This is a genomic window from Arthrobacter sp. CJL-S3 (assembly GCF_056711635.1).
The window spans coordinates 17,949-44,594 of the sequence record NZ_CM160046.1 but is presented as its reverse complement, the minus strand read 5'-3'; the positions used below and the strand labels follow the sequence as shown (position 1 = coordinate 44,594).

Here is a 26,646-nt window from a genome sequence, read left to right as displayed (position 1 = left end):
TTTCCCTTTTCAGTTAGGCCCAGGAGCTCCCCCATGACCCGCCTGTTCAATGAACCAGCAGCTTTCGCTGACGAGATGATCGAAGGCTTTGCCGCCTCCCACGGGCGCTGGGTAAAGCGCGTCTCCGGCGGCGTTGTCCGCAACACCAGAAGCACCCCGGACACCGTGGCGCTGGTGATCGGCGGCGGCTCCGGCCACTACCCGGCCTTCGCCGGCCTGGTCGGCCAGGGCCTGGCGCACGGCGCCGCCATGGGCAACCTCTTCGCCTCCCCTTCCGCGCAGCAGGTCTACAACGTCGCGAAAGCCGCCAATAACGGCGCAGGAGTGCTCCTGGGCTACGGCAACTACGCCGGCGACGTGCTCCACTTCAACCAGGCCCAGGACCGCCTCCGCAAGGACGGCATCGACTGCCGCAGCATCGCCGTCACCGACGACGTTTCCTCCGCGCCGCCGGCCGAACGGTCCAAGCGGCGAGGCATTGCCGGCGACCTCACCGTCTTCAAGGTGGCCGCCGCAGCTGCCGAGGCCGGCTATTCCATGGACGACGTCGTCTCCACCGCCGAGCGCGCCAACGACCGCACCCGGTCCTTCGGCGTCGCCTTCACCGGTTGCACCCTCCCGGGTGCGGACCGCCCGCTGTTCTCCGTCCCGGAGGGGCGCATGGCCGTCGGCATGGGCATCCACGGTGAACCCGGTATCGGCGAGACGGACATCCCGACGGCCGACCAGCTCGCCGAGCTGCTGGTGGCCAAGCTCCTCACCGAAATCCCCGAAGGGCTCGAGGCCGGCGGCGCTGCTGCCCGACCGCGTGTTGTCCCGATCCTGAACGGCCTCGGCAGCGTCAAGTACGAAGAGCTCTTCGTCGTCTACCGCCGCGTCGCCCAGCTCCTCGCCGAGGCCGGCCTGGAAGCGGTGGACCCGCAGGTGGGCGAACTCGTCACCAGCTTCGACATGGCCGGCACCTCCCTCACCCTCTTCTGGCTCGACGACGAACTTGAGACCCTCTGGAACGCTCCGGCCGACGCCCCGGCCTTCCGCCGGGGCGCAGTCACCGCGGCGGCCCTCGAGACCACCGAATTCACCGACCTCGCCGACGCCGAAGCCTCGATCCCGGCAGCCTCCGAAGAATCCCGCGCCGGTGCCGTCCTCATCCTCGCCGCACTCGGCGCCGCGAAGGCCGTAGTGGAGGCCAACGCCGACGAACTCGGCCGGCTCGACGCCATCGCCGGCGACGGCGACCACGGCATCGGCATGGAACGCGGCGTCCGCGCCGCCGTCGACGCGGCCCGTGACGCCGTCGTCCGCGGCGCAGGTGCCGCCACCACCCTGCACTTCGCCGCTGACGCCTGGGCCGACAAGGCCGGCGGCACCTCCGGCGCCCTCTGGGGCATGGCCTTGCGGGCCGTCGGGGACACGGTGGGGGACACCAAAGCCCCCGACGCCGAAGCTGTCGCCGCCGGAGTCGCCGGCGCGGCGGCCGCGATCATGGAGTTCGGCAAGGCCAAGCCAGGGGACAAGACCCTGGTGGATGTCCTCGTCCCGTTCCGCGACGCCCTCGCATCCGGCGTGAATGCCGGGCGGTCCCTCACCGAGGCCTGGGGCGCCGCCTCAATGGTCGCGCAGCAGGCTGCCGACGACACCGCACAGCTGCTGCCGCTGATGGGCCGGGCCCGCCCGCACGCCGAGAAGAGCCTCGGCATCCCGGACGCCGGAGCGGTATCCATGGCGCTGATCGTCCGAGCCATCCACAACACGCTCATCGAGCGGACCACCATTAAGGAGAAAGCATGAGCGCCAAACTGCGCCTGGTCGTTGGAGCCGACGACGCCGGTTTCGAGTACAAGGAAGCCCTGAAAGCTGACCTCGAGGCCTCCGACCTGGTCGAATCCGTGACCGACGTCGGGGTCGATGCCACCAGCCACACCCCCTACCCGTCCGTGGCCATCGCCGCCGCCGAACTCATCGCCGCCGGCAAGGCCGACCGCGCCCTGCTGGTCTGCGGCACCGGGCTCGGCGTCGCCATCGCCGCGAACAAGGTCCCCGGCGTCCGCGCCGTCACCGCACACGACAGCTTCTCCGTGGAACGCTCCGTCCTGAGCAACAACGCCCAGGTCCTCACCTTCGGCCAGCGCGTCGTTGGACTGGAACTGGCCCGCCGGCTCGCCCGCGAATGGCTCACCTACACCTTCGACGAGACCTCCGCCTCGGCCGAAAAAGTCACCCTGATTAAGGACTATGAAGGTGTCACTTCCTGCTAACCCCGCCGGCGGGACAGCCTCACCCCAGGCCATCATCGGCGTCAGCCTGAAGATGTACTTCGGCTACGCACGCACCCTCGACTACTGCCGCGCAGTGGCCGCCATCGCGTCCGCGCACCCGGCAGTCCGGAGCGGCGACATCGAACTCTTCGTGCTGCCCACGCTGCCGGTCCTGCCCGAGGCGGCCCGCATCCTCGGGACCGCCGGAGCAGCTGCCGGCGCGCAGGACATCTTCTGGGAAGACGAAGGCGCGTTCACCGGAGAGGTCGGCGGCAGGACCGTTGCTGAACTGGGCGGCCGGTACGCCGAAATGGGCCACGCCGAACGCCGCCGGATCTTCGGCGAGGACGACAGGATCATCGGGCTCAAGACCGCCGCCGCCTACCGTAACGGCCTCACCCCCGTCCTGTGCGTCGGCGAACGGCAACAGGGTTCCGTGGAGGAGGCCGTCACCCGCTGCTCCGCGGAGATCGACGCCGCCCTTAACCGCGCGCAGTCGCTGGGGCCGGCCGGCCGCACCATCGTGGCGTACGAGCCGCAGTGGGCCATCGGCGCCCCGGAGCCCGCAACGCCGGAGTACATCAGCGCGGTCATCACCGGACTGGACGCACACCTGCGCTCCATGCCCGGCCAGGCCGACAGCCGGGTGATCTACGGCGGCAGCGCCGGCCCCGGCCTCATCACCCAACTGGGCTCCGCCGTCGCCGGGTTGTTCCTGGGCCGCTTCGCCCACGATCCGAAGGCGCTCAAGACCATCCTGGACGAGGCCACGGCACGGCTGGCCGCGCAGAAGGTGGCCGCATGAGCGGCATCGGACCGGGCTCACGCATAGGCCTGAGCAGCTACGCCTTTTTCTGGCAGCTTTCGGACCAGGTCTCCAGTCCGCTCAGTATCCACCAGGCGCTGGAGCGGACCGCGGCCCTGGGCGTGGAGCTCTTCCAGATCTGCGATTACGTCCCGCTGGAGGCCATGACCGACGCGGAACTCAAGGCCGTCCGCGCCACAGCTGACCGGTTGGGCATCTCCCTGGAGCTCGGCACCAAGGGCATCCGCCCGGAGCACCTGCGCAAGTTCCTGCACTTCGCCGGGATCCTCGGATCTCCCCTGCTGCGGACCATGTTCAACGTCCCGGGCCACGCCCCGACAGCGGACGAAGCGGCAGCGATCTTCACCGAGGTCCTGCCGGAATTCGAGGCCGCCGGGGTGAAGATCGCGGTGGAAACCTACGAACAGGTGCCCACCTCCCGCATCCTGGAGGTCATCCGCCGCGTGGACAGCCCGCACCTGGGCATCTGCAGTGACCCGGCCAACACGGTCGCGGCACTGGAGATGCCCCGTGAGGTGATTGACGCCGTCGCCCCGTACGTCCTCAACATGCATATCAAAGACTTTGCGTTCAGCCGCAAGGAGGGGTGGGTCGGGTTCACGTACTCCGGCGCTCCCCTCGGCGAAGGCCTTCTCGACTATGACTACATGGCCGGGAAGTTCCAGCCCAAAGAAAGAAACATCAACCAGATCGTCGAACACTGGCTGCCGTGGCAGGACTCCGACGCGGAAACCATCCGCCTCGAAAACCAGTGGACCCAGCAAAGCATCGAATTCCTAAGGAGCAAGTGAAATGTCAGCAGAACAATTGACCGTCGCCGTCATCGGAGCCGGTGGCAAAATGGGAATGCGCGTTTCCCGGAACCTCCAGAAGAGCGCCCACACCGTCTTCTACAGCGAGAACTCCCCCGCCGGCCAGGAACGCATCCAGGCCGAGGGCCGCGAAATCACCGCCACTGAGGACGCCGTCAAGGGCGCCGACGTGGTGATCCTCGCCGTCCCGGACACCGTCCTCGGCGTCGTGTCCGAAGGTGTTGTCCCCCAGATGAAGGCCGGCGCGATCCTGCTCACCCTGGACCCCGCCGCCGCCTACGCCGGCCTGCTGGCAAAGCGCGACGACGTTGTCCAGGCCGTGGCGCACCCCTGCCACCCCTCCGTGTTCCTGGAGCGCACCACCAAGGAGGAATGGGCCGACACCTTCGGCGGCGAAGGCGCACCGCAGAACGTGGTCGCCGCGATCGACGAGGACACGGCCGCAGCGACCCGCGAATCGGCCGAAGCAGTCATCCGCACCATCTACGCCCCCGTCATCGACGTGCACTGGGTCACCGTGAAGCAGCTCGCCATCCTGGAACCCACCCTGGTGGAGACTGTGGCCTGCATGATCGGCACCCTGCTCAACGAGGCGCTGCACGAGACCGTGCACACCGCCGGCGTCCCGGAGGAAGCCGCCAAGGCCATGCTGTTCGGCCACGTGCAGATCGCCCTGACCAACGCCCTCCGCGGCTCCAACCCGTTCTCGGAGGCCTGCGAAATCGCCATCCAGTACGGCAAGGACACCATCATCAAGGACGACTGGAAGAAAATCTTCGACGACTCCGAGCTCGATGGCGTCATCGCCAAGATGCTGAAGCTGGACGCCGTCAAGCGCTAAGTCCGAGAATGTGACGGCCCGGCCTCCGGCTCCCCACGAGGTCCGGGTCGTCAAGGTGCGGCACGCCGGGACGGGTGTGGGACACACCGTCCACCACCCGCCCAGGGCCCCGCCACTGAAAACCAGACTGTGCCGGCCCAAACCCTTTTTCGGAGCCCGATCATGAAGCGCGCCATGAGCCTCGTCGACAACGTCGATCTGGATGCACTGGAGTTCAGCCGCAAGGACGAGCAGTGGCGGAGCGCCCGCCGCCGACGCCTGGCGTGTATCGCGTGCGGCGCTCCGGCCTTTTTCCGGGCTGCCTCAGCACGGCGCAGCGCCGCTTTCGGGGCCGTCCACGACGATCAATGCCTGTTGACCGCACGGCCCTGGACGGCGTTCCGGTTCCTCCAGTGACGGCCCGCGGCCAGCTTCCGCTCAGGAGCGCTTGCTAGGGTGGAGGCATGAAACTCCGCCTTGCCGCCCTGTCCGCCGCCACTCTCATGATCGCCCTGACGGGCTGCGGCCAGGTGCAGGACGCCGCGAACAAGGCCGTCAGCGACGGCGCCTCCCAGGTTGCCACGGCGGCCGGGAGTGAAGTGAAGAAGCAGGCCTGCACGCTCGTCGATGACGGCCTGGTCAGTGTCCAGGACAAGGAACTGCTCGGCGGCCTGGTCGCCGGTGCCGAGACGGCGGGTGTGCCCGCGGAGATCACCACGCCGCTGCGGGAGATCGCCGAATCCGGCGACCAGGTTCCCTCCGATTCCGTCAAGGCCCTGCAGGACGCCTGCGCCAAGTAGCCCTTCCGTGCCGGGAAGCGTCCTAGCGCTTGCCCTTTTTCCGTGACCCCTTGCCGCGGCCCTTGTCCGGGTTGGGCGCGTAGCGCTGCGCCACCTTGGGCTTCTTGACCGCGGGACCGCGCCGGTCCGGCTTCGGTTCCTTTTTGGGCTTTTCCTGCTGGGCGGAGGGCTGGCGGGAGCTCGCGGCGGTCCGGCCGCGGACAATCCCGATAAACTCCTCGATCACTTCGTCCGTGCTGTCGCTGGGCCAGGCCACGGCGATCTCCGTCGTCGGGGCCCCGGTGAGCTGGCGCGCCACGGTGCCTTTGACGTTGAAGTGGCGGGCCACGGACATCGGCAGGATCACCAGGCCGGCCCCGGAGGCCACGACATGCAGGGCCATCTCCGGTCCGCCGAGTTCGGCGACGTTCAGGAAGGTCTCGTTGGACAGGTCGGCGAAGGGCACCTCCTCAAACACGGAAATCTCGTGCCCTTTGGGTGCGACCACCACGGGTTGTTCCTCATAGAGGGGGATAACGCTGAGGCCTTCGCGGTCCACCGGCAGCCGGACGAAGCTCAGGTCCGCGGAACCGTCCCGCAGCACGCTGAGCTGGGCGCCCTCCTCGGACATAAAGGAGCGCAGCGGAACATCGGGCATCCGCTCTTCCCAGCGCCGGGTCCACTTGCCGGGCGTCACGCCGGCGACGTAGGCAAACCGCAGCTCCCGCACTGCATCTTCGGCGGGGACGGCGGCGGTTTCGTCGGGGGTCTGGGGTGTTTCTTCTGCTGCGGACACATGTTCACAGTACCGCCCGGCCGGGCGCATGGCGGGTGTCAGTGTTCAGTGCCGGTGCCCAGCCAGCCTCTGGCCGGATACCCTTGAAGCATGACCTCTGCAAACTCCCAGTCCATGAAGCCGGCCACCGTTGCCAAGAAGCTTGGCATCTACCTGCCCGCAACACCCCAGGAGTTCCAGGATTCGGTCATCACCCGCGCCGATTTCGCCGAGCTCCAGGCCAACCCGCCGGAGTGGCTCGCCGAACTGCGCCGCAACGGCCCGCACCCCCGCCCGGTGGTCGCGCAGAAGCTCAACGTCTCCATCAGCGGCCTGGCCCGCGGCGGCGTCGAGGAAGCGCTGACGACGGCGGAAATCACCGCGCTGCTGCAGGCTCCCCCGGCGTGGCTGGTCGCCGAACGCTCCACCCATGCTGCCGTCCGCGCCGAGGCCCAGCGGGTCAAGGACGAGGCTGCGAAGAAGGACGCCAAGCAGGCACGCGCCGCGGCCGAGTAGCCGCGGCTGCCTTCGGGGCACGCCCCCGACCCCCCCCGGGGGGGTTGGCGCCCTCAGTCCTGGTGGAGCTGGACGAAGTTGCCGCAACCGTCGTCGAACACGGCCGTGGTGCCGCCGGGACCCACGGATGGTTCGCCCTGGAAGATCACACCCTTGCCCGCGAGCCGCTTGTACTCCGCCCGGACATCGGTCACGCCCAGGACGATCGCGGGCAGCCCGGCGTCGTGGCATCCGTTCATGTAGGCGGCCCCCACCGGGTTGTCGCTGGGCTCCAGCAGGAGCCCGACCGATCCACCGCCGGACCCGGCCGGGTCCTTCACGATGTAGAGATTGTGCTCCGGCATCGCCAGGAGGCTCTCAAAGCCCAGGATTCCGGTGTAGAACTCGAAAGCGGCGGCGGGGTCCTTGACGTGGATACTGCACATTTTCAGTCGCATGCGCCCTAGGCTACGCCGGGACCGACCGCGCTGTGAACCGGTCCCGCCGCCGCGGGCTCCCGCACAGTTCCGGGACCATTGACGGCCCGCCTTCAATGGATTCCAATGGAATCAGCGGAACCGCGCCCGTCCGGGCCGGATCCCTGGAGGTGTTGGAATGCCGTCCCTGTTCGAGTCCGCCCCCTTCGCGCTGTGGCAATTGCTGGCCCTGGCCGTCGTCGTCGTGTGCGCGTCCGGAGCCTCGGTCTATCTCGTCCGCAAGCATGTGGCCGCCGCCAGCGATGGCCTGCCGGATGCCGTGTTCTGGGACGTCTTCGCCGGACTCGCCATCGTGGCGCCGGCAGTGATCCTTCCCGCCCTGGCGGCACCGTGGGCCGGACTGCTGCTTGGTGTCCTCGCCGTTGCCGCTGCCGCCGCCTCCTACTTCTGGACTCCCAAGGTTTTCAGCCGGAGCGAGGCCCGCCGGGTTTCCCGGGACATCGCGGCCAGCAACGAGGCAGCCGCGGCCCGGCACCGCCGCGCGCTGGCCCGGTGGCAGCGCTACGAACTGGACCCTGCACACAGCATCGATTATCCCGCCATGAGTGACCCGCGGCAGCCGGAGACGGCCGCCCTGATCCGGGCTATGAAGGCCGCCGAGCAGCTCCGTGGCGGGACGGACGCCGGTTATGCCCCCGCGGTTGATCAGCTGGAACAGGCCCTCGCCGAGGCCGAACGGGCCGCCGGTGTCGGCCGTAACACTCCGGCCCGGCCCGGACTGTCCAGGGTGGATCCGGCCAAGGGCTGAAAGCCGGGACCTACAGTTCGACCGTGCCGCTCTCGCCCACGCTCATCCGGCTGTGCGTGACCTTCGACTTGACCCACTGCAGCACCGTCGCTGCGGTTCCGCCCGGGCTGGTCCAGTATTCGGCGGAGTCGGAATCGACGCGCAGCAGGACCACCTCCGGGGTGTCCGGGCCGTCCGGGAACCAGGCCTCGACCATCTGGTTCCAGAGTTCGTGGATCTTCTGCCGGTCGGTGACAACTTCGGCCGTTCCGGCCACGGACACCCATTCCGTGCGTTTGCCGAAGGAGACGTTGACGCGCGGGTGCGCCCGGACATGCGCGACCTGGGAAGTGTTGGCGGACGTGAAGAACCACATGTCGCCGTCGTCCTTCACATCCTGGACGGCCAGCGGCCGGCTGACCAGTGCGCCCGATTCGTTGACGGTAGTGAACATCCCGATCCGCGAATCGTTGATGATGTCCGTAACTTTGCTGATGTTTTCTGCGTCCGACATGCTGTCACCTCGTTCTGGTTCCGAACGGGGGAAAGTCCCCCTCCCGCCAGCCTATTGGTAAGTTTGCTTACTTTCCAGTGGCTAGCGGAAGAAGGACCTTCCCGGTCTGGTGCGGACCTGGTACCCGGGCTTAGTACCCTGTGGGCAGGACCTTGCCCTTGAAGAACTCCGGGCGGAGCTTGGCCATGACCAGCATGAGCACAACGCCCAGCAGGATCACGCCCATGCCCAGGATGAACACGAGGCCAACGCCGCCGACGGATGATCCGGAACCGTAGGCCGGGTCCATGGAGTCATAGGCGGTCTTGACGAACATCACCAGCAGGATGACGCCGCCCAGGAGCGGGGCGAGGAACTTGAAGAAGAATGCCTGTGCCCCGCTGAAGGCCTCGCTCCGGAAGAACCAGACGCAGGCCAGGGCGGTGATGCCGTAGTAGAAGCAGATCATCATGCCGAGTGCGGTGATGGTGTCCCACAACGCGTTCTCGGACGTGGTCCGGGTGATGACGTAGAACCCCGCCGCGGCGATGGCCGCCGCGATGGTGGCGTAGCTCGGGGACTTGAAGGTAGGGCTGATCCGGCCGAACTTGTTCGGCAGCGCCTTGTAGTGGCCCATCGCCAGCAGGGTCCGGGCCGGTGAGACGAACGTCGACTGCAGGGACGCGGCCGAGCTGCTCAGGATGGACAGGGACATCAGGATGGCGAACGGGCCCATGACCGGTCCGGCGAGAACAGCGAAGATGCTGCCCTGGTTTTCCGGGTTTCCGGCGCCCAGGCCTTCCTGGCCGATGCCGGCGTAGGACAGCGTGGCCAGTGCGACGGTCATGTAGATGATCACAATGACCAGCACGGTGACGGTGGCCGCGCGACCCGGGGTCTTCTCCGGGTTGCGGGTTTCCTCATTCATGGTCAGGGTGACGTCCCAGCCCCAGTAGATGAAGATCGAGAGGGAGACGCCGGCGGCGAAGGCCGAGAAGGATTCGACGGCGAACGGGTTGAACCACTCGGGGCTGATCGCGGTCGCATCGAAAGCAGTGCCGTTGGCGACGTGGCTGAAGGCGGCGACGGCAAACCAGCCGAGCACGAAGAGCTGGAAGGCGACCAGCACGTACTGCACGCCCTTGGTGGTTTCCATGCCGCGGTAGGAGATCCAGCAGGCCAGCGCGATGAACACCAGGGTGGTGGCGATGTTCAGCGGCAGGTTCAGGGTCAGGTCAGCCAGTTCGGGGTTGCCGAACAGCTGGGCCAGCATGAGATAGAAGAAGTCCACGGCCACGGCGGCCAGGTTGGACAACACAATGATCGTCGCGGCGATCAGTCCCCAGCCGCCCATCCAGCCGATCCAGGGCCCGAAGGCGCGGGAGGCCCAGGTGAAGGAGGTTCCGGCGTCGGGCATGGCGTTGTTCAGTTCCCGGTAGCCGAACGCGACGAGCAGCATCGGAATGAAGCCCACCAGGAAGATGGCCGGCAGCTGGACGCCGACTTCGGCGACCGTCGGGCCCAGGGCCGCGGTCAGCGTGTACGCCGGGGCGATGCAGGACACGCCGATGACGACGGCGCCGATCAGGCCTACCGATCCGGCTTTGAGGCCCTTGGCGCTCAGTCCTGCGTGGGTGTCGTGCGAGGCCTTGGCCGCGACGTGTTCGGTACTCATTGGGGTGCCTCTCCTGACGTGTCATTCGACGTTGGGTGGTTCTGGTGCTTGAGTTCGTAGCCGCTTGGCACCACGAGCATCGGCACGGGCAGGGCGCGGAGGATCCGGTTGGCCGTGCTGCCCAGGAAGATGGAGCGGCCCTGGGCCAGCCGGCTCGACCCGATGACCAGGACCTCGCCGTCTTCCCAGTCGAGGCCGTCCACGGCCTCCTCGATGCTCCGGCCCTGCGCGACGACGACCTCCGTCTTGGCCGCGAGCTGGACGCCCGACGGGCTGACGGGCGCCGCTGCCGCGACGGTCTTCTCCGCGTATTCTCGGGCGGCCGCAGCGGCAGTTGAGTCGCCGCCGTCGAGCGCGAGCAGCGACACCACGCGCAGCGGGACCGCCCGGTTCGCCGCCATGCCGATGGCGAAGTCGAGCAGCTTCTCTGCTCCCGCCCGGGTGCCGAGTCCGCAGCTGATCCGGGTCAGGGCTTCCTGGCGGTAGTAGCCATGCGGTGCCAGGGCCACGGGAACCGTGGACGCGTGAAGGAGCGCGCTGGCCACCGAACCGATGGTGAACCGCTTGAACAGTCCGCTGCTGGTGGCCCCGACGACCAGGACGTCCGCCCCGAGTTCCTCGGCCGCCTCGATCAGCGTCTGGGCGTCGGAGTCGCCGCTGCGGATGTGGGACTGCGCCGGAACGTCGTCCGGGACCAGCGCCAGGGCCTCATCGAGCCATTGGCGTGCCTGCTCGTGCAGCAGGTTCTCGAAGCCTGCCTTGGGCGCATGGGCGGCGCCGAACTGCTGGATTTCCGGCACGACCAGGACGAGATCCAGGCTGGCACCGCGGCCGCGTGCCAGCGATACGGCCAGATTGACGGCATCGTGGCCTCTGGCATTGGCTGAATACCCCACTACGTAACGCATCTGGCCGATCCTTTCTGAACTGTTGGGTTGGGTGGGAGGTCCGGGCTAATGGGAGGCCACGGAGCTGCGGTCTGCGGCTGCGACGATCCGGGCCGCCGTCTGGCGTCCCATCCGGACCGCGCCGTCGACGTGCTGGTAGCCCTCGGCAGCGAGGTCCGAGGAGGACCAGTAGATCGGGCCGACCGGGGCGTGCTGGTCCTTGCCGTAGCGGTGCAGTCCGCCGAGGTCGTAGCTGGAGGCATAGGCGCCGCGGGTCCACTCCTCGGAGCCCCAGTCCGATTCGTAGTAGACCTCCGGCTCGAGGGCCTTGTCCCCCAGGAACCCTGCCATCGATTCGAGGATGGCCCGGCGGCGTTCCTCGGCGCTGAGCTCGAACATGGCATCGGCTTTCTCATCCGAGACGAAGCCGACCAGGGTGCCGCGGGTGTCGTCGTGGTTGGTGTTGTCATAGACCTCCTGGACCAAGGCGCCGGCGCCGAAGCAGGTTCCGGAGAGTCCGTCCTCACGCCAGAACGGGGTGCTGTAGACGGCGTGCACCTTGATGACCAGGCCGAGTGACTGGTGCTGGTGCATTTGGTGCTGGCGGCGCGGCAGGGGCGGGTTGAAGGAGACCCGGGAGTAGAGGTTCGGCGGTACGGCCATGATGACGAAGCGTGCCTTCACGGTGGCGCGCTCCGAAACAGCCGTCACCTGGTGGGCTGTCTCTCCTCCTGGAGAGGCCGGCGTCCAGTTGATGGTGCGCACCGGGCTGTCCAGCACGACGTCGTCACCCAGTTCGGCGGCGAGCAGCAGGGAGAGCTGCTGCATGCCGCCGATGACGCGCTTGTCCAGGATGAAGTCCTCGTCGGTGAGGTGGGTGAAGGAGCCGGCGGAGGCGGCCATCAGCACTGCCTGCAGTGCGGAGAAGGCGTGGGCGGGTTTGGTCAGCATGCCGCCGGCAATGAACAGCCCGATGTTGTTGCAGGCTTCCTCGTCCGAGGAGTTCTCCCGCAGCCAGTGGTGGAAGGAGATGGTGTCCAGCTCGCGGGCCTTGGGGTGCGCCCACGGCTCGGTGGGGCCGATCTCGGCGGCGAGGGAATCCAGCAGGGCGGTGAGCTTGTCCATTTCGGCGGCGGTGGTTTCGCTGACCGGAAAGGTGTCACCCGCGTAGAGGGTGCGCCTGCCGTCGGAGCCGATGTAAACGGATTTGCCGTCGCGGTAACGGGAGTAGGTCTGCAGGCCAAGCTCGTCAAGGAGGGCCAGCAATTCGGTCTGGTCCGGGGAGACCCACTGGCCGCCGATCTCCAGCATGGCGCCGTCAATCGTGTCGGTCCAGGTGCGGCCGCCGACACGGTCGCGCGCCTCCAGGACGGCCACGCTCAGGCCGGCCTTCTTCAGCTCCCGTGCTGCGGTCAGCCCGGCGGGGCCGGCTCCGACGATGACGACGTCGCGGTCAAGTTCCAGCATGATGTCCTCTCTGTGGCCGCTGAGTGATGCGGACCACTAAATGAATGCCGTTCATTTACGATAGACTATAGACCCTTCGGAAGCATCAGGGAAGACGTCTTGAGCATTAAATTTCGCCGGGAAAGTGCCCGTAAAGTAGGGGCACAATGGAGCATCCAGGACACCGCCCGCAGAAAGGCCAGCAATGCCGGCACCAACCAGCGCCCCAGCCGATCCGCACCGCCACGACGCGAAACCGCGCCGCCGGGTTGGCCGGCCCGCGGCGGCCGTCCTCGACCTGGACGGCATCACGGCTGCGGCGCTGCAGCTCATCGGGAAGAGCGGCTATGACGGTTTCACGATGGCTGCCCTAGCCCGGACGCTGAACGTGGCGCCGTCGGCCCTGTACAACCATGTCTCGTCCAAACGCGAGGTCCTGGTACTCGTGCAGGACCACCTGACGTCGTTCGTTGATGTGTCCAACTTCGAGGCCGAACCGTGGGACCAGGCCGTGCGCCGCTGGGCCTGGAGCTACCGCGACGTGTTCTCCAAGCACACGCCGCTGATCCCGGTGATCGCCGTGCTCCCGGTGACCGACGCCCCCAAGACGCTGGCCATGTATGAGGCCGTCAGCGCGGGGTTCAGCCGTGCGGGTTTCCCGCAGGGGCTGATCGTGTCCGCGATCGTGGCGCTGGAGTCCTTCATCTTCGGCTCGGCCTATGACGTCACGGCTCCTGCGGACATTTTTGACTCCGGCAGCATGGCGGACTCGACGCCGAATTTCACCGCGGCCGTCAAGCAGCAGGACCTGGAAGGCTACGACAAGCCCGCCGACGTCGCCTTTAACCTGGGCCTGGAGGCGATGATCGCACGCTTTGGGACGCTCCGCGGCTGACCCGCTGCGGGCAGCATTGCTCGTTCACGTCGTAAGGCATGTCTCAAACCTTACGTAGAACGCCTCACGGTGCAGGCAGGGGGAAGAGGGAGGCCGCAGCGGCCGTTTCACCGCTTCATTCCGGGGCCTGCAGTGAGTACGATGCGTCCATGAATGGTCACGCAAGTAGGCCCATCGATGGCGCCCGATATGGGCACACGAATCTGATCGCACGCGACTGGCGCCGCCTCTCCGACTGGTACGTGCGTCTCTTCGGATGCACACTGGTCCCGCCGGAGCGCGACTACTCGGGGCACGACCTCGAGCGCGGCACCGCCGTTCCGAACGCTGCCCTTCAGGGCGTGCATCTCCGCCTGCCCGGGCATGGCGATGACGGCCCGACGCTCGAGATTTACACATTCGCATCGACGAACGGAGCGTCGGAAGTGGGCATCGACCGGCCGGGATTCCGCCATATTGCGTTTGCGGTCACGGACGTCCACGCCGCTCGACGCCGCGTCCTCGATGAGGGCGGAAGCTCCGTCGGCGAAGTCGTTACGCTCACGACAGCTGACGGGCGCCGGGTCACCTGGTGCTACGTCACCGACCCTGAGGGCAACGCCATCGAGCTGCAGAGCTGGGCGCCACCGGCTTGAGGGGACACTCCGAGCTCCGGGCGTGATTTCCCGGAGGAACGAGGAACACTGTGACGCAGTGTTTGCGCTTGCGAGATTCGATGTAGGCATGTTGATTACCGTGCTTACAGGCCACCCACGGCGGTTGCATGATCGGGAGTCGCGTGGGTAAACAAAAGAACCCCGGGAAATCATTGATTTCCCAGGGTTCTTTCATTTGCGTGCGCGAGGGGGGATTTGAACCCCCACGCCCTTTCGGACACTGGCACCTGAAGCCAGCGCGTCTGCCGTTCCGCCACTCGCGCGCAACTTCTTCCACATGGTTCTCGGTCCAGAATCGGGCCGTGAACCTCGTAAAAGCAGCGAGATCAAGCATAACGGACAACAGCGGGAAAACACCAATCGGCCTCCCGGGCGGGACAGACCCGGACGTTACGCGCCGGACATCCCGGGGCCGGCACCACCGGGACCAGGACCCCACCGCGCCACCTGGACGCCGTCTCCGGCGGGCGCAGCGAGCCGACGTCCGTGCACGTCAGGGCCGGTCCGGCGCACTTTCCCGGCGCGGGGTGGCGACGCGCATTAAGGCCATTCCCAGACTCGCCCAGTAGTATCTGATGTAGGAGTGCCCGCTAACAGCGGGCTCCCGCAGATGTGGGAAACCGAGTTCCGGAACGAATGCTGCCCTGCAGCCGTCACGAAAGGAGAAGGACCATGGGATTGCTGGACAAAGTCGAGCGCGGCATCGAAAAGGCCGTCCGCGGAGTCTTCTCCACCGGTTCTCGTGCCCAGGTCGAGCCGGTCGAGATCGCCAGCCACCTCCGGCGCGAGGTCGACAACAAGGCCATCACGATCGCCGCGGGACGGACCCTTGCCCCCAACGTCTTTGACGTCCTCCTCAGTGACGACGACTTCGCGCGGGCCCAGGAATGGGGCACCCCGCTGGCTGAGGAACTCTGCGACGTGGTCATCAACCACGTGCGCAGCCAGGGCTACACCCTCCAGGGTCCCGTCCGGATCAGTTTCCGCCGCGACGGGGACCGCCGCGCCGGGGACTTCGAGATCAAATCCCGGACCGAAAAGACCGCATCCCCGTCCGCGCCCGCCCACCCCGGAATGCCTGCCGCGCCAACTCGCCAGCCTTCCCGGATGCAGCCTGTGCTGGACATCGACGGGCAGCGCTACTCCTTGAACGCGCCGGCGATCGTGCTGGGACGCTCCTCGGAAGCAGACATCCTTATTGACGACACCGGCGTTTCCCGCCGCCATCTGGAGATCCGCACGGGACCGGGCACTGCCCAGGCCGTGGATCTGGGCTCCACGAACGGCAGCTACGTCAACGGCCACAAGATCGTGGGCTCCTCGGAACTCACCGACGGCTCCACGATCACAATGGGACGGACCAAGATCATCTTCCGACTTTTGCCCGCCAGCCCAGGCGGCCGCCGATGAGCGAACTAACCATCACGGCCCTGCGCTTCGGTTTCCTCCTGCTCCTGTGGGTACTGATCTTCAGCATCGTTGCCGCCATGCGACGCGACCTCATGATCGGACGCAAGGCAGCAGCGGGCGCCCCCACAGCCCGGCAGGTCCGCAAGAACCCTGCCCTGGCCGAAAAGGCAGCCCCCGTCAAGCAGCAGCCCCGCCAACTGGTGGTGACCGAAGGCCCGCTCAAGGGCACCACGATCCCGCTGGCCGCGAGCCCCATCCTGCTGGGCCGCGCCCAGGAAGCCACCCTTGTGCTGGAGGATGACTATGCCTCGGGCCGCCACGCCCGCCTGTTCCCGCAGGGCAGCCGCTGGTTTATCGAGGATCTTGGCTCAACCAACGGCACCTACCTGGCCGACCAGCAGCTCACCAGGGCACTGCCCGTAGAGCTGGGTGTCCCCGTGAGAATCGGCAAGACGGTCATTGAATTGAGGCCGTAGCCGTGGCTGCACCTGATCGCCCCGCAGACAGGGCCGAAGGCAAAACAACTCCCCCCAAGCGGCCGCTCATCATGCGCTACGCCGCGCGTTCCGACGTCGGCCGGGTGCGCGCGAAGAACGACGACTCCGCCTACGTCGGCCGCCACCTCGCCGTCGTCGCCGACGGCATGGGCGGACACGCCGGCGGCGATGTCGCCTCTGCCGCCACGGTGCTGGACATGATCCACCTCGACAGCGACGATTACGACGGCGACGCCGGCACCGTCCTGGCCGACGAGATCCAGACCGCCAACTCACTGCTGTCCGAACTCGTCCACATCAACCCCAAGCTGGCCGGCATGGGGACCACCGTCACGGCCCTCCTGCTGGCCGAGGGCAAGCTGCACTTCGCCCATATTGGCGACTCCCGCGCATACCGGCTTCGGAACGGCGAATTCGAGCAGGTCAGCGTGGACCACACATTCGTGCAGCGCCTCATCGATGAAGGCCGGCTCCGCCCCGAAGAAGCGGAGACCCATCCGCACAAAAACGTCCTGATGCGCGTTCTCGGCGATGTCGACGCCAGCCCTGAACTGGACCTGGCGACGCTTGAGGTCGAACCGGGTGAGCGCTGGCTGCTCTGTTCCGACGGTCTGAACTACGTCGCCGGCCACGTTGTGGAACGCACCGTCCGGGAGACCAAGAGCCTGCGGGAATGCGTTGAGCTGCTGGTCGATCTCACGCTGGAGGCCGGCGCCCCGGACAACGTCACCGTGGTGATGCTGGAGATCGTCGAACCGACCACCGACGACGTCCGGACCGCCGCCGTCGAAATTGTCCCGTCCACGCCGCCGTCCACCGTGGCCGCGGCAGTGTCCGACGGCGCCCGCCAGACCGGAAACACCTTTGGTGCAGCGAAAGCTGCCGAGACGCCGCCGGAGACCCAAGGACCGGCCGATACCGGCGCCTCCGCCACTCTCCCGCTGGCCGGAGGGGCCGCAGCGGCCCCCGCTCCGACCGAGGCCGCGGACTCCCGGTCCGACCCCGGCGCGGCGGGCGAACCGCCGACCTCCACCGACCCGCACCTGGGTGAGCATCTGTCCGCCGAGGTGCTCCGCGAGGAACTGGCAGGACGTCCCCACGAACTCGTGGGCGCCGCCGCAGCCGCCGCGGAATCCGGCTCCATCCCCACCATTGCGGGGCGCACCATGGCCCGCCGGGCGGCAACGGTCCTGACCCACAAGTCGGAGCAGGCGAGGGAAGAAGCCGAGGAGTACCGGCAGGCCGGCCGTCCCCGCCGCTGGGTGACGGTCTCCATTGCCGCGGCCCTCGTGGCGTTCCTCACGGTGGGTCTTTGGCTGGGCTACGCCTGGACCCAGACGCGGTACTACATCGGCGAGCACGACCAGCATGTCGCCATTTTCAACGGGGTCTCCCAGCGCCTGGGACCCATCCAGCTCTCCACCCTCGAAGCGGTGACCGAAATCCGGATGTCAGATCTCCCTGAATTCTCCCAGCAGCGGGTACGCCAGACCGTGCCGGCCCGGGACCTCTATGACGCCCAGCGGATCGTTAAGAACCTTGAGCGCACCGGCACCACCGCCCCCGCGGACGAGTGCATCACACCGTCTCCGACCCCGGTCACTCCCGGGGCGACAGCGGATCCCAGTGCAACGGCCGACCCGGGTGCCACGGCGGCTCCCGGCGCGACCGCGGCACCTTCGCCGGCGGCGACGGCCCCTTTCTGTGAGGTGGGGAATTGACATCCATCGATCCCACGCCCAGGCCGCGGCGGAACGTGGAACTGGTCCTGCTGGTGCTGGCCCTTGCCGTCGGCATTGGGGCCAATGCCCTGGTCGGGGTGGACCAGCAGAAGGCGTTCGACGCCGATTTCTGGTTCCAGTCGAGCCTGCTCGCCGCAGCAGCCCTCGCGTTCCATGTCGTCCTGCGCCTCCGGGCTAAATATGCCGACCCGGTAATACTTCCGCTGGTGGTGGCGCTCAACGGCCTCGGCCTCGCCATGATCCACCGGCTGGACCGGGTCGGGGAGGACACGGGCAACAACCAGCTGCGATGGACCCTGGTGGCCATGGCCGTTTCAATCGCGGTCATCTGGTTCCTCAAGGACCACCGGATCCTCCGCCGCTTCACCTACATATCCCTGGCCGCCAGTGCCTTCCTGCTGATCCTCCCGCTGGTTCCCGGCATCACCGCCGGTGAAATCCTGGGCGCCCGGGTCTGGATCAAGTTCGGCTCGATGACCTTCCAGCCCGGTGAAATCGCCAAGATCACCCTGGCTATATTCTTTGCCGGGTATCTTTCCTCCAACCGCGATCTCATCCTGCTGGCCGGCCGGAAGGTCGGTCCCATCCAGTTCCCGCGGTTCAAGGACATGGGTCCCATGATCGCCGCTTGGCTCGTGAGCATCGGCGTGCTGATCTTCCAGCGGGACCTCGGCTCGTCGATCCTGTTCTTCGGACTCTTTCTGGTGATGATCTACGTCGCCACGAGCCGCATCAGTTGGGTGATCATCGGCGTCGGGCTCATCGCGGCTGGCGGGTTCGTCGCTTCCCGCGTCTTCTCCCACGTCGCCCTGCGGATTGACGGCTGGATCAACGCCTTCACCGACGAGGTCTACGGCCGGGCGTTCGGCGGCAGCCTGCAGATCGTCGAAGGTCTGTTCGGCATGGCCAACGGCGGACTGGTCGGCACCGGCCTCGGCCAGGGGCGACCCAATCTCGTTCCGTTCGCCAACAGCGACATGATCATTGCCTCCTTCGGCGAGGAACTCGGGTTGATCGGCCTCTTCGCGATCGTCCTGATGTACCTGCTGCTCTTCACCCGGGGCTTCCGTGCGGCGCTCGGCACCCGTGACGCGTTCGGGAAGCTGCTCGCCACCGGGCTGTCCTTCGCCATCGCGCTGCAGTGCTTCGTCGTGATCGGCGGCGTCACCCGGCTCATACCCCTCACCGGCCTCACCACGCCGTTCCTGGCCGCCGGCGGTTCGTCACTGCTGGCCAACTGGATCATCGTCGGACTGTTGCTGATGATCTCGCATACGGCGCGCGGCCCGGTGGACACAACACCGCTGGCTCCCGGTGAGCAACCCGACCCACAGAAAGTACTGCCTGCCATGCCCTCGAAGCCGGCCACTGTGCCCGGCACCGGACGGAACAGTCCGGACGCCCCGACCGAGGCGGTGAAGCTGTGAACCAAGCCATTCGCAATGCCTGGATCGCGGCGATCGCGATGTTCGTCCTCATCTTCGGTGCCCTCAGCTACGTCCAGGTGGTCGGAGCGGACGAGCTGGAGGCCAACGCCTGGAACAAGCGGACCCTCCTGCAGAACTACTGCAATGACCGGGGCGCCATCATCGTGGGCGGTGCCCCGGTGGCCGAATCCGTCGCGGCCGATGAGAGCTGCAAGTTCCAGCGCACCTACAACCAGCCGGAACCGTACGCCGGGATCACCGGCTATTTCTCCAGGAGCTTCGGCGTCACCGGGCTCGAGAAGACGATGAACAAAGAGCTCGCGGGCAGCTCCGACCAGCAGTTCCTAGACCGGGTCGGCCAGCTCTTCCTGGGCAACCAGCCCAAGGGCGCCTCGGTGGAGCTCACGCTCGATCCCGAGCTCCAGAAGCTCGCCTACGACCTCATCCCGGATGGCCAGCGCGGATCGATTGTGGTGACCAACCCGAAGACCGGCGCGATCTTGGCCATGGTGTCCAAGCCCTCCTACGACCCCAATCTGATCGCCACCCAGGACCCCGTGGCAGAGGCTGCCAACTTCGCCGAACTGAACAAGGTCCCCGGGATCAACCTGAACCAGAACGTCAGCGGCCCCACCGGGGCTCTGCTGGCACCGGGATCCGTCTTCAAGCTCATCGACACGGCCGCGGCGCTTAGCTCGGGCAAGTACAACAAGGACAGCGTCCTGCCCAACCCGGCGGAGATGTCCTTCCCCGGCATCCAGTACACGCTGCCCAACTATGCCGGCGGCAACTGCTACACCCGCAACACGGCCACGTTCGCCTTCGCTCTGCAGCAGTCCTGCAACACCCCGTTCGCCAGCATTGCCCTGGACCTGGGGCAGGCGGCCATCGCGGACCAGGCGGAGAAGTTCGGCTTCGGCCAGGACTTCGGCGACCAGCTGAAGCTGGACTCCGCCCCGAGCTTCTTCCCGACCGAAGAACTGGACGACGCCAGCCTGGCGCAGTCGTCGATCGGCCAGCGGGACGTCCGGGCCACCCCGCTGCAGATCAACCAGATGACAGCCGCGATCGCCAACGGCGGGGTCCAGATGCAGCCGAACCTGATAAAGGCCGTCCGCTCCCCGGACCTACGGCCGATCAGCGAGCCGAAACCGCAGGCGCTGCAGACCTCCACCACGCCGGAGATTGCCCGGCAGATCAACGAGTGGATGGTCAGCGTCGTCGACGACGGGATCGCCAGTAAGGCGGCAGTCCCCGGCGTGAAGGTGGCCGGTAAGACCGGTACCGCGGAACTCGGCGACGGCCTGAACAACTCATGGTTTACCGGGTTTGCCCCGGCGAATGACCCGCAGGTGGCTGTCACCATCGTCATTGAAGGCGTAGACATCACCACCGGCGCAAAGCTAACCAGTCCGAACGCGAAGAAGATTTTTGAGGCGGTGTTGAATAAGTGAGGCCTTCATCAGGAATCACCCTCGGCGGCAGGTTCCAGCTGACCACGCGTATTGCGATCGGCGGCATGGGAGAAGTCTGGAAAGCCAAAGACCTGATCCTTGGCCGCATCGTCGCCATCAAGGTGCTCAAGGAGGAGTACACGGGCGACCCCGGCTTCCTCCAGCGCTTCCGCGCCGAAGCCCGCCACACGGCGCTCCTGAACCACGTGGGCATCGCCAACGTCTTTGACTACGGCGAGGAAGAAGGCTCCGCCTACCTCGTCATGGAGCTGGTCCCGGGCCAGCCGCTGAGCAGCATCATCGAACATGAACAGGTGCTGTCCCCGGACCGCACCCTCTCCATGATCGCGCAGACGGCCCGCGCCCTCTCGGTGGCCCATGCCCAGGGCCTGGTCCACCGCGACATCAAGCCGGGCAACCTGCTGATCACCCCGGACGGCCGCGTCAAGGTCACGGACTTCGGCATCGCCCGGCTGGCCGACCAGGTCCCGCTGACCCAGACCGGACAGGTTATGGGCACCGCCCAGTACCTGGCTCCGGAGCAGGCAACCGGCCAGCTCGCCACGGGCGCCTCGGACATCTACGCCCTCGGCGTCATCGGCTACGAGTGCCTCACCGGACACCGACCGTTCTCCGGGGAATCCCAGATCGCGATCGCGCTGGCCCAGGTCAATGACGCGCCGCCGCCGCTGCCGGAAACCCTGCCGAAGCCGGTCCGCGCCCTGCTGATGTCCATGCTGGCCAAGGACCCGAAGAACCGCCCGGCGGACGCCCTCAAACTGTCGGAAGCCGCCGAGGCCATCCGCAACGGCGACATCGCGGCAGCACACGCCGCCGTCCCGGGCATGCTGCTGTTCGAAGCAGCAACCGGGCCGATCACGGCACCGGTGGACATCCCGACGGCAGCAACCGGCGTCATCGGCGCTGCAGACGGTACGACGTCGGCCACCTCGGCGCTGCCCGTGGTCGGCGCCGCCGGGGCGGGCGCCGCGGCAGGGGTTGCGGCCGGGGCCGCCGCCGCCAGCGCGTACGGAGCCCGCAACACACTGTCGCGTGCCGACGCCCTCGCCGCGGAACGCAATTGGGTCCAGGAAGACGACGACTACGACGAACCGGCCACTGAGCCGGAACGCCGCGGACGCAGCCCCTGGACCTGGCCGCTGATTGCCCTGATCCTGCTGGTGCTGTTCGCACTGGTGGGCGTCATGCTGACCCAGGCCGGGATTCTGTTCCCGCAGACTCCGGCGAGCAGTTCCAGCGCCGCCGTCACCAGTGCGTCACCGGCCACCACCAGCGCCTCGCCCACGACCACCAGTGCCAGCCCCACCACCACCTCCGCGGCACCGACGCAGTCCACACCGGCCGCCATCAACCTGATTCCGGAGAGGTACCTCGGCCGGCCCTACAACGACGTCCGCAGGGAACTGATCGGCCTGGGCCTGGGCGTCACCGGGGTAGAGGTCTTCGACGCCTCCGCCCCCGGAACGGTTGTCGAAATCGACCCCGCCGGGCCGGTCCAGCCTGGCACAACCATCACGGTGTCCTATTCCAAGGGACCGGAAGAACCCCAGAGCGTTACAGTCCCGACCCTGCAGTCCGGGGCCAGCGAAGCCGCCGTCCAGCAGGCCATCGTGAACGCCGGCCTGCGCTGGGCGAAGGGAGCGGATGTGAATCCGACGAACAAAAAAGAGGCGCCCGGGACCTTCGTCAGCGCCGAGCCCGCTTCCGGCACCGAGGTGCCCGCCGGTTCGGTCGTGACCTACCACCTGGCTAAGGCCGCGGCCGCGGAATCCACCCCCAGCCCCACGGGAACGTAGCCCACTATGTCCACTTCACCCCGCACCCCATCGCACCGGGAGGACCGCGGCCCCGTGAACACCCAGCGCGTCCTCAGCGGGCGCTATGAGCTGGGTGAGCTGATCGGCCGCGGCGGCATGGCCGACGTCTTCCGCGGCGTCGACACCCGTCTGGGACGCACCGTGGCGGTCAAACTGCTCCGCCCGGACCTGGCCAGGGACCCCCAGTTCCAGGCCAGGTTCAAGCGCGAGGCGCAGGCGGTGGCCGCGCTGAACCATCCCTCGATCGTGGCCATCTACGACACCGGGGACCACGCCGTCCCCGGTGACCACGAGGACACCGTACGGGTGCCGTACATCGTGATGGAGTTTGTCTCCGGCAAGACGATCCGGGACCTGATCCGGGCCAAGGAAGTCAGCATCGACCAGGCGATTGACTTCTCCCTGGGAGTGCTCGCGGCCCTGGATTACAGCCACAAGGCAGGGATTGTCCACCGCGACATCAAACCCGCCAATGTGATGTTCTGCCCGGAAACCAACAGCGTCAAGGTGATGGACTTCGGGATTGCCCGCGCCATGGCGGACTCGTCAGCGACCATGACGCAAACCCAGGCCGTGGTGGGCACGGCCCAGTACCTTTCACCGGAGCAGGCCCGCGGTGAGACCGTGGATGCCCGCAGCGACCTTTACTCGGCCGGATGCCTGCTGTACGAGATGCTCGCCGGCCGGCCGCCCTTCATCGGCGACAGCCCCGTGTCGGTGGCCTACCAGCATGTGCGTGAAATCCCCGAACTGGCGAGCAGCTTGAATCCCGACGTCTCCGAGGCACTGGACAGCGTGCTGATGAAGGCGCTGCAGAAGAACCGTGCGGACCGCTTCCAGGATGCCGCGGCGTTCCGCCGTGCGCTCCGGGCCGCGCGGAGCGGAGTTGGCGTGGCCGCACCGGCCGCGAGCGAAGCCCCCACTGACCCCAATGACACGGTCCCGACCCCGGACGGCACGCCGACGGCGGCCTTCTCGGTGACCGGTGCGAAGTTCCTCGACGAGACCCCCACCGGACGGCTCCGCCCCGTGCCGGAGTCCCCGGCCGATGATGAGAACGCCCTGATGACCCACGGTGTCGTTTATGGCGCCGCGGACAGCGGCAGCCTGCCGCTGGTCCTGCCGCCGGAGCGCGAGCACACCCCGCGTCAGCAGTCCCGGCGTCGGACGTGGATCACCGCCCTGGTGATCGTCACCGTCCTCGTGCTGGCAGGCGGCGGCCTGTGGCTCTACAACATGATGAACCAGGCGCCGCCCCCGGTGGCCAAGGTCCTGGTGCCGTCGGTGACGTCGCTGACCGAGACCGAGGCCCTCCAGAAGCTCTACAACGCGGGGCTGAAGCCCCAGCTCAGCCGGATGCAGCACGAGACGATTGCCAAGGGCATCGCGGTCGGCACCGTCCCGGCCACGGGGAGCTCGCTGGACCCGAATTCCGACATCACGCTCAACATCTCCGAAGGTCCCAGCGTTATCACCATCCCCGCCGACCTGCCGGGACGCACGGAGGCCGCGGCGCGCGATGTGTTGCGCCAGAAGGGTCTTGCCGGAGCGCCGGGCACCACCATGGCCAACAGCCCCACGGTCCCGGCCGGCATCGTGATCACCACCAACCCGGCGCCGGGCCAGAATGTGGCCGCTGGCAGCATCGTGGAAATCATCGTCTCCACCGGCAAAGTCGTGGTGCCGCAGTTGGTTGGGCTTCCCCAGGCCGAGGCTGAAGCGGCCCTGAAGGCGCTTGGCCTGGTCATGATTGCCACGGAAGTCGAAAACTCCCAGGTCGAACCGGGTAAGGTCACCGGACAGTCCGACGCCGCTGCGGCTCTCGTGGAACAAGGCAAGGCGGTCTCCGTCACCGTGGCGAAGGCTCCGCCGCCCCCGCCGCCGCCGAGCCCCACCCCCACACCCACGCCGACCCCCACGTCCACCAAGGGATCCAAGGACGACTGAGTTTTTCTGGGTGGGCCTAGTGCTTGATGAGCGGGCTGAGCGATGCGGCACGCTGGGCCGCGCCGGCCATGCCGAGGGATTCGAGCCAGTTCCCGAGCATCTGGTAGCCGCCTTCGGTGAGCACGGATTCCGGGTGGAACTGTACGCCGCAGAGCGGGGCCGTGCGGTGCTGGAGCCCCATGACAACTCCGGTGCCCGTCTCCGCGGTAATCTCCAGGACCTCAGGGATGCTCTCGCGGACGGCGGCGAGGGAGTGGTAACGGGTTGCTGTAAAGGGCGAAGGCAACCCGGCGAACACGCTGGAGCCGTGGTGCTCCACGAGCGACGTTTTGCCGTGCATCAGTTCCGGCGCGTGCGTGACGGTGCCCCCGTAGGCTTCGGCTAGTGCCTGGTGTCCCAGGCAGACGCCCAGCATGGGTTTGTTGTGGCTGCCGCACCACTTGATGAGCTCGATGCAGACGCCCGCGCCGGCGGGGTTCCCGGGGCCCGGGGAGATGAGGACGCCGTCGCGTGCCTCTGCCAGGTCGATCGCCTCGGCCAGGGTGACGTCGTCGTTGCGGACCACCGTGGTCTCCGCGCCGAGTTCCTGGAGGTATCCCACCAGGGTGTAGACAAAGCTGTCGTAGTTGTCGACGACGAGAATCTTGGTTGTACTCATGGGTGCCTTGCTGAACCAATCGTTGAATCAGAGAACCTGGTGAATCGTGCCATCCCGGACGTTCGCGGCGGACATCCCCGTGGCCTGAACTACAGCTAGAATTGGCTCCGAATAAGAACTTCAACCTGACCAAGAGCGCTGACCGCCGGTGTATTCCTCCTTGCAGGATATCAAGCCAGGGTCCCGCTCCTGTTCCAGCCGCCAAGGAGGACCCGTGCCCGAGTCAAAGCGCCGCAAACGGACTGCCCACGAAACGCCGCAGACTTCCGCCGCGCAGGCCAACAAGCCCAATGCGGTCTGGTTCAAGCCGGTGATGTTCGGCCTGATGATCATTGGCCTGCTGTGGATCATCACCTTCTACATCAGCGAAGGCGCACTCCCGGTTGCTGCCTGGGGATCCGGGAACATCATCGCCGGCTTCGGCATCGCCATCATCGGCTTCCTGATGACCACCCGCTGGCGTTCCTGAACGCCGCAGCATCTGACGGAAGACCGGTACACCCTGTGTGCCGGTCTTTCGCGTTAACGCCGGGCCCCGGCAGGGGCCGATAATGCTGGAGCGGAGAACACCGCGAACGGAGGAGTCCAGATGGTCCCGGCAACACAGGCAACAACCGGCCCGGTAATCGGCGACGACGGTCTGGCCCGGCCCCCTTGGGCGGCCGTGGATCCGCTGCTGCGCGAGTACTACGACACCGAGTGGGGGCTTCCGGTGCGCGACGAGCAGGGCCTGTACGAGCGGATCAGCCTCGAGGGCTTCCAGGCCGGACTCTCCTGGGCCACGATTCTGCGGAAACGGCCGGCATTCCGGGCGGCCTTTCACGACTTCCATCCCGAGACGGTGGCCGCGTTTACGGATGCCGATGTTGAGCGTCTCCTCCTCGACGCCGGGATCGTCCGCAACCGGCTGAAGATCCGGGCCGCCATCACCAACGCCCAGGCCACTATTGCTCTGCGGGACGACGGCGGGCTGGTTGATTTCGTCTGGTCCTTCCAGCCGGATTCCACTCCCGAGCCGAGGTCCCACGAGGAAATCCCCACCACCTCGGCTGAGTCGATCGCGCTGTCCAAGGCACTGCGGAAGCGGGGTTTCGCGTTCGTCGGGCCCACCACGATGTACGCCCTGATGGAAGCCATCGGCATGATCGACACCCATCTGCTGGACAGCCACCGCCGCGGGACCTCCGGTATCTGGCCGCGCTAGACCCCGCACCGGTGTGCACAACTCCGGCCAAAGTTATCCACAATGTTGATAACTTACGGCCCAGCTCCACCCCGCGCACGGCCTTGCCCGTGCACTGTGGCCCTCACACGGCACTTCCGGAGGACATTCCCCAGGGAACTACAACGCTGTGAGTTATTAACAGTGTGGATTCCCTGTGGATAAGTTCGCCGTGTGGCCCCGGTCGGCGGGATGGCAACCCGCGGTGGCGGCACTGCGCTTGTCCGGCGCGCAGCAACGCGCCGACGAAAAGTTATCCACTTGACAACTCCCCAGTACCCACAAGTTATCCACAGCTGGGGATAACGAGGTCGAGACTGCGGATTTCGGATACTTCCGCCCCGCCTGGCGCCAATTCGTCCGGGGAAACTTCACCCGGCGGGTTATTAACACTGTGAATAATCCTGTGA

The 26,646-nt window shown here is 67.1% G+C and carries 27 protein-coding genes and 1 tRNA gene; 20 read left to right on the top strand and 8 right to left on the bottom strand.

All coding sequences use genetic code 11. From position 1 onward, the window contains the following. Positions 1-33 precede the first annotated feature (33 nt). The 7 genes from AC06G6_RS00220 (at position 34) to AC06G6_RS00190 (ending at position 5,516) form a co-directional block, all read left to right on the top strand. Positions 34-1,791, top strand: coding sequence for a dihydroxyacetone kinase family protein (locus AC06G6_RS00220; RefSeq protein ID WP_479825215.1), 1,758 nt, complete (start codon positions 34-36; stop codon positions 1,789-1,791). Further along, positions 1,788-2,258 (top strand): ribose-5-phosphate isomerase, encoded by a 471-nt coding sequence (locus tag AC06G6_RS00215; protein ID WP_479825213.1) that lies wholly within the window; start codon positions 1,788-1,790, stop codon positions 2,256-2,258. The genes AC06G6_RS00220 and AC06G6_RS00215 overlap by 4 nt, the downstream gene beginning before the upstream one ends. Next, a complete protein-coding gene (locus AC06G6_RS00210; protein WP_479825211.1) occupies positions 2,242-3,063 on the top strand; it encodes a triose-phosphate isomerase family protein in 822 nt (273 codons plus the stop codon). The genes AC06G6_RS00215 and AC06G6_RS00210 overlap by 17 nt, the downstream gene beginning before the upstream one ends. After that, on the top strand, positions 3,060-3,875 hold the full coding sequence (locus tag AC06G6_RS00205; protein WP_479825209.1) for a sugar phosphate isomerase/epimerase family protein: 816 nt from the start codon (positions 3,060-3,062) through the stop codon (positions 3,873-3,875). Before AC06G6_RS00210 ends, AC06G6_RS00205 begins: the two co-directional genes overlap by 4 nt. Position 3,876: 1 nt before the next feature. Further along, complete coding sequence (locus AC06G6_RS00200; protein WP_479825207.1) at positions 3,877-4,737, top strand: phosphogluconate dehydrogenase C-terminal domain-containing protein; 861 nt, start codon at positions 3,877-3,879, stop codon at positions 4,735-4,737. A gap of 174 nt (positions 4,738-4,911) precedes the next feature. Beyond that, positions 4,912-5,133 carry a hypothetical protein gene (locus AC06G6_RS00195; RefSeq protein WP_479825205.1) on the top strand — a complete coding sequence of 74 codons (222 nt, stop codon included), beginning with the start codon at positions 4,912-4,914 and terminating at the stop codon, positions 5,131-5,133. 47 nt (positions 5,134-5,180) lie between these two features. Next, positions 5,181-5,516, top strand: coding sequence for a hypothetical protein (locus tag AC06G6_RS00190; RefSeq protein ID WP_479825203.1), 336 nt, complete (start codon positions 5,181-5,183; stop codon positions 5,514-5,516). 22 nt (positions 5,517-5,538) lie between these two features. On the opposite strand, the gene AC06G6_RS00185 is transcribed toward AC06G6_RS00190, so the two are convergent. Beyond that, complete coding sequence (locus AC06G6_RS00185) at positions 5,539-6,291, bottom strand: LysR family substrate-binding domain-containing protein (RefSeq protein WP_479825201.1); 753 nt, start codon at positions 6,289-6,291, stop codon at positions 5,539-5,541. Between the two features lie 90 nt (positions 6,292-6,381). On the opposite strand from AC06G6_RS00185, the gene AC06G6_RS00180 reads away from it, so the two are divergent. After that, the gene (locus AC06G6_RS00180; RefSeq protein WP_479825199.1) at positions 6,382-6,786 is read left to right on the top strand and encodes a DUF5997 family protein; all 405 of its coding nucleotides are present in this window, start codon (positions 6,382-6,384) and stop codon (positions 6,784-6,786) included. A 53-nt stretch (positions 6,787-6,839) separates the two neighbouring features. On the opposite strand, the gene AC06G6_RS00175 is transcribed toward AC06G6_RS00180, so the two are convergent. Next, on the bottom strand, positions 6,840-7,223 hold the full coding sequence (locus tag AC06G6_RS00175; RefSeq protein WP_479825197.1) for a VOC family protein: 384 nt from the start codon (positions 7,221-7,223) through the stop codon (positions 6,840-6,842). Positions 7,224-7,380: 157 nt separating this feature from the next. Here AC06G6_RS00175 and AC06G6_RS00170 point away from each other — a divergent pair, with 157 nt between their 5' ends. Beyond that, positions 7,381-8,010 carry a hypothetical protein gene (locus AC06G6_RS00170; RefSeq protein WP_479825195.1) on the top strand — a complete coding sequence of 210 codons (630 nt, stop codon included), beginning with the start codon at positions 7,381-7,383 and terminating at the stop codon, positions 8,008-8,010. Between the two features lie 10 nt (positions 8,011-8,020). On the opposite strand, the gene AC06G6_RS00165 is transcribed toward AC06G6_RS00170, so the two are convergent. The 4 genes from AC06G6_RS00165 to AC06G6_RS00150 form a co-directional block, all read right to left on the bottom strand. Next, positions 8,021-8,503 carry a pyridoxamine 5'-phosphate oxidase family protein gene (locus AC06G6_RS00165; protein WP_479825193.1) on the bottom strand — a complete coding sequence of 161 codons (483 nt, stop codon included), beginning with the start codon at positions 8,501-8,503 and terminating at the stop codon, positions 8,021-8,023. 130 nt (positions 8,504-8,633) lie between these two features. Beyond that, the gene (locus tag AC06G6_RS00160) at positions 8,634-10,157 is read right to left on the bottom strand and encodes an APC family permease (RefSeq protein ID WP_479825191.1); all 1,524 of its coding nucleotides are present in this window, start codon (positions 10,155-10,157) and stop codon (positions 8,634-8,636) included. Then, entirely contained in the window at positions 10,154-11,065 is a 912-nt protein-coding gene (locus tag AC06G6_RS00155) for a universal stress protein (RefSeq protein ID WP_479825189.1), read from the bottom strand. Before AC06G6_RS00155 ends, AC06G6_RS00160 begins: the two co-directional genes overlap by 4 nt. Before the next feature lie 45 nt (positions 11,066-11,110). Continuing rightward, positions 11,111-12,511: a flavin monoamine oxidase family protein gene (locus AC06G6_RS00150; protein WP_479825187.1), complete on the bottom strand. Its 1,401-nt coding sequence runs from the start codon at positions 12,509-12,511 to the stop codon at positions 11,111-11,113. Positions 12,512-12,695: 184 nt separating this feature from the next. On the opposite strand from AC06G6_RS00150, the gene AC06G6_RS00145 reads away from it, so the two are divergent. Then, a complete protein-coding gene (locus AC06G6_RS00145) occupies positions 12,696-13,385 on the top strand; it encodes a TetR/AcrR family transcriptional regulator (protein WP_479825185.1) in 690 nt (229 codons plus the stop codon). Between the two features lie 242 nt (positions 13,386-13,627). Further along, positions 13,628-14,020: a VOC family protein gene (locus tag AC06G6_RS00140; RefSeq protein ID WP_479825183.1), complete on the top strand. Its 393-nt coding sequence runs from the start codon at positions 13,628-13,630 to the stop codon at positions 14,018-14,020. A 201-nt stretch (positions 14,021-14,221) separates the two neighbouring features. On the opposite strand, the gene AC06G6_RS00135 is transcribed toward AC06G6_RS00140, so the two are convergent. Next, positions 14,222-14,304 (bottom strand) — tRNA-Leu (locus AC06G6_RS00135). 409 nt (positions 14,305-14,713) lie between these two features. Here AC06G6_RS00135 and AC06G6_RS00130 point away from each other — a divergent pair. The 7 genes from AC06G6_RS00130 to pknB are packed head-to-tail and all read left to right on the top strand — an operon-like array spanning position 14,714 to position 24,356. Continuing rightward, a complete protein-coding gene (locus AC06G6_RS00130; RefSeq protein WP_479825181.1) occupies positions 14,714-15,451 on the top strand; it encodes an FhaA domain-containing protein in 738 nt (245 codons plus the stop codon). Next, complete coding sequence (locus AC06G6_RS00125; protein ID WP_479825179.1) at positions 15,448-15,927, top strand: FHA domain-containing protein FhaB/FipA; 480 nt, start codon at positions 15,448-15,450, stop codon at positions 15,925-15,927. Before AC06G6_RS00130 ends, AC06G6_RS00125 begins: the two co-directional genes overlap by 4 nt. 2 nt (positions 15,928-15,929) lie before the next feature. Further along, entirely contained in the window at positions 15,930-17,669 is a 1,740-nt protein-coding gene (locus tag AC06G6_RS00120; RefSeq protein WP_479825177.1) for a PP2C family protein-serine/threonine phosphatase, read from the top strand. Next, entirely contained in the window at positions 17,666-19,117 is a 1,452-nt protein-coding gene (locus tag AC06G6_RS00115; RefSeq protein ID WP_479825175.1) for an FtsW/RodA/SpoVE family cell cycle protein, read from the top strand. The genes AC06G6_RS00120 and AC06G6_RS00115 overlap by 4 nt, the downstream gene beginning before the upstream one ends. Then, entirely contained in the window at positions 19,114-20,571 is a 1,458-nt protein-coding gene (locus AC06G6_RS00110) for a peptidoglycan D,D-transpeptidase FtsI family protein (protein ID WP_479825173.1), read from the top strand. Before AC06G6_RS00115 ends, AC06G6_RS00110 begins: the two co-directional genes overlap by 4 nt. Beyond that, positions 20,568-22,388 (top strand): protein kinase domain-containing protein, encoded by a 1,821-nt coding sequence (locus tag AC06G6_RS00105; protein WP_479825171.1) that lies wholly within the window; start codon positions 20,568-20,570, stop codon positions 22,386-22,388. Before AC06G6_RS00110 ends, AC06G6_RS00105 begins: the two co-directional genes overlap by 4 nt. Before the next feature lie 6 nt (positions 22,389-22,394). Next, the gene (gene pknB, locus AC06G6_RS00100; RefSeq protein ID WP_479825169.1) at positions 22,395-24,356 is read left to right on the top strand and encodes a Stk1 family PASTA domain-containing Ser/Thr kinase; all 1,962 of its coding nucleotides are present in this window, start codon (positions 22,395-22,397) and stop codon (positions 24,354-24,356) included. A gap of 16 nt (positions 24,357-24,372) precedes the next feature. Here the strand turns inward: pknB and AC06G6_RS00095 are convergent, their stop codons facing one another. Next, positions 24,373-25,014 (bottom strand): aminodeoxychorismate/anthranilate synthase component II, encoded by a 642-nt coding sequence (locus tag AC06G6_RS00095; RefSeq protein ID WP_479825167.1) that lies wholly within the window; start codon positions 25,012-25,014, stop codon positions 24,373-24,375. A 214-nt stretch (positions 25,015-25,228) separates the two neighbouring features. On the opposite strand from AC06G6_RS00095, the gene AC06G6_RS00090 reads away from it, so the two are divergent. Then, entirely contained in the window at positions 25,229-25,483 is a 255-nt protein-coding gene (locus AC06G6_RS00090; RefSeq protein ID WP_307457202.1) for a cell division protein CrgA, read from the top strand. Positions 25,484-25,603: 120 nt separating this feature from the next. Beyond that, a complete protein-coding gene (locus AC06G6_RS00085; RefSeq protein WP_479825164.1) occupies positions 25,604-26,218 on the top strand; it encodes a DNA-3-methyladenine glycosylase I in 615 nt (204 codons plus the stop codon). The last annotated feature ends 428 nt before the right edge of the window (positions 26,219-26,646 follow it).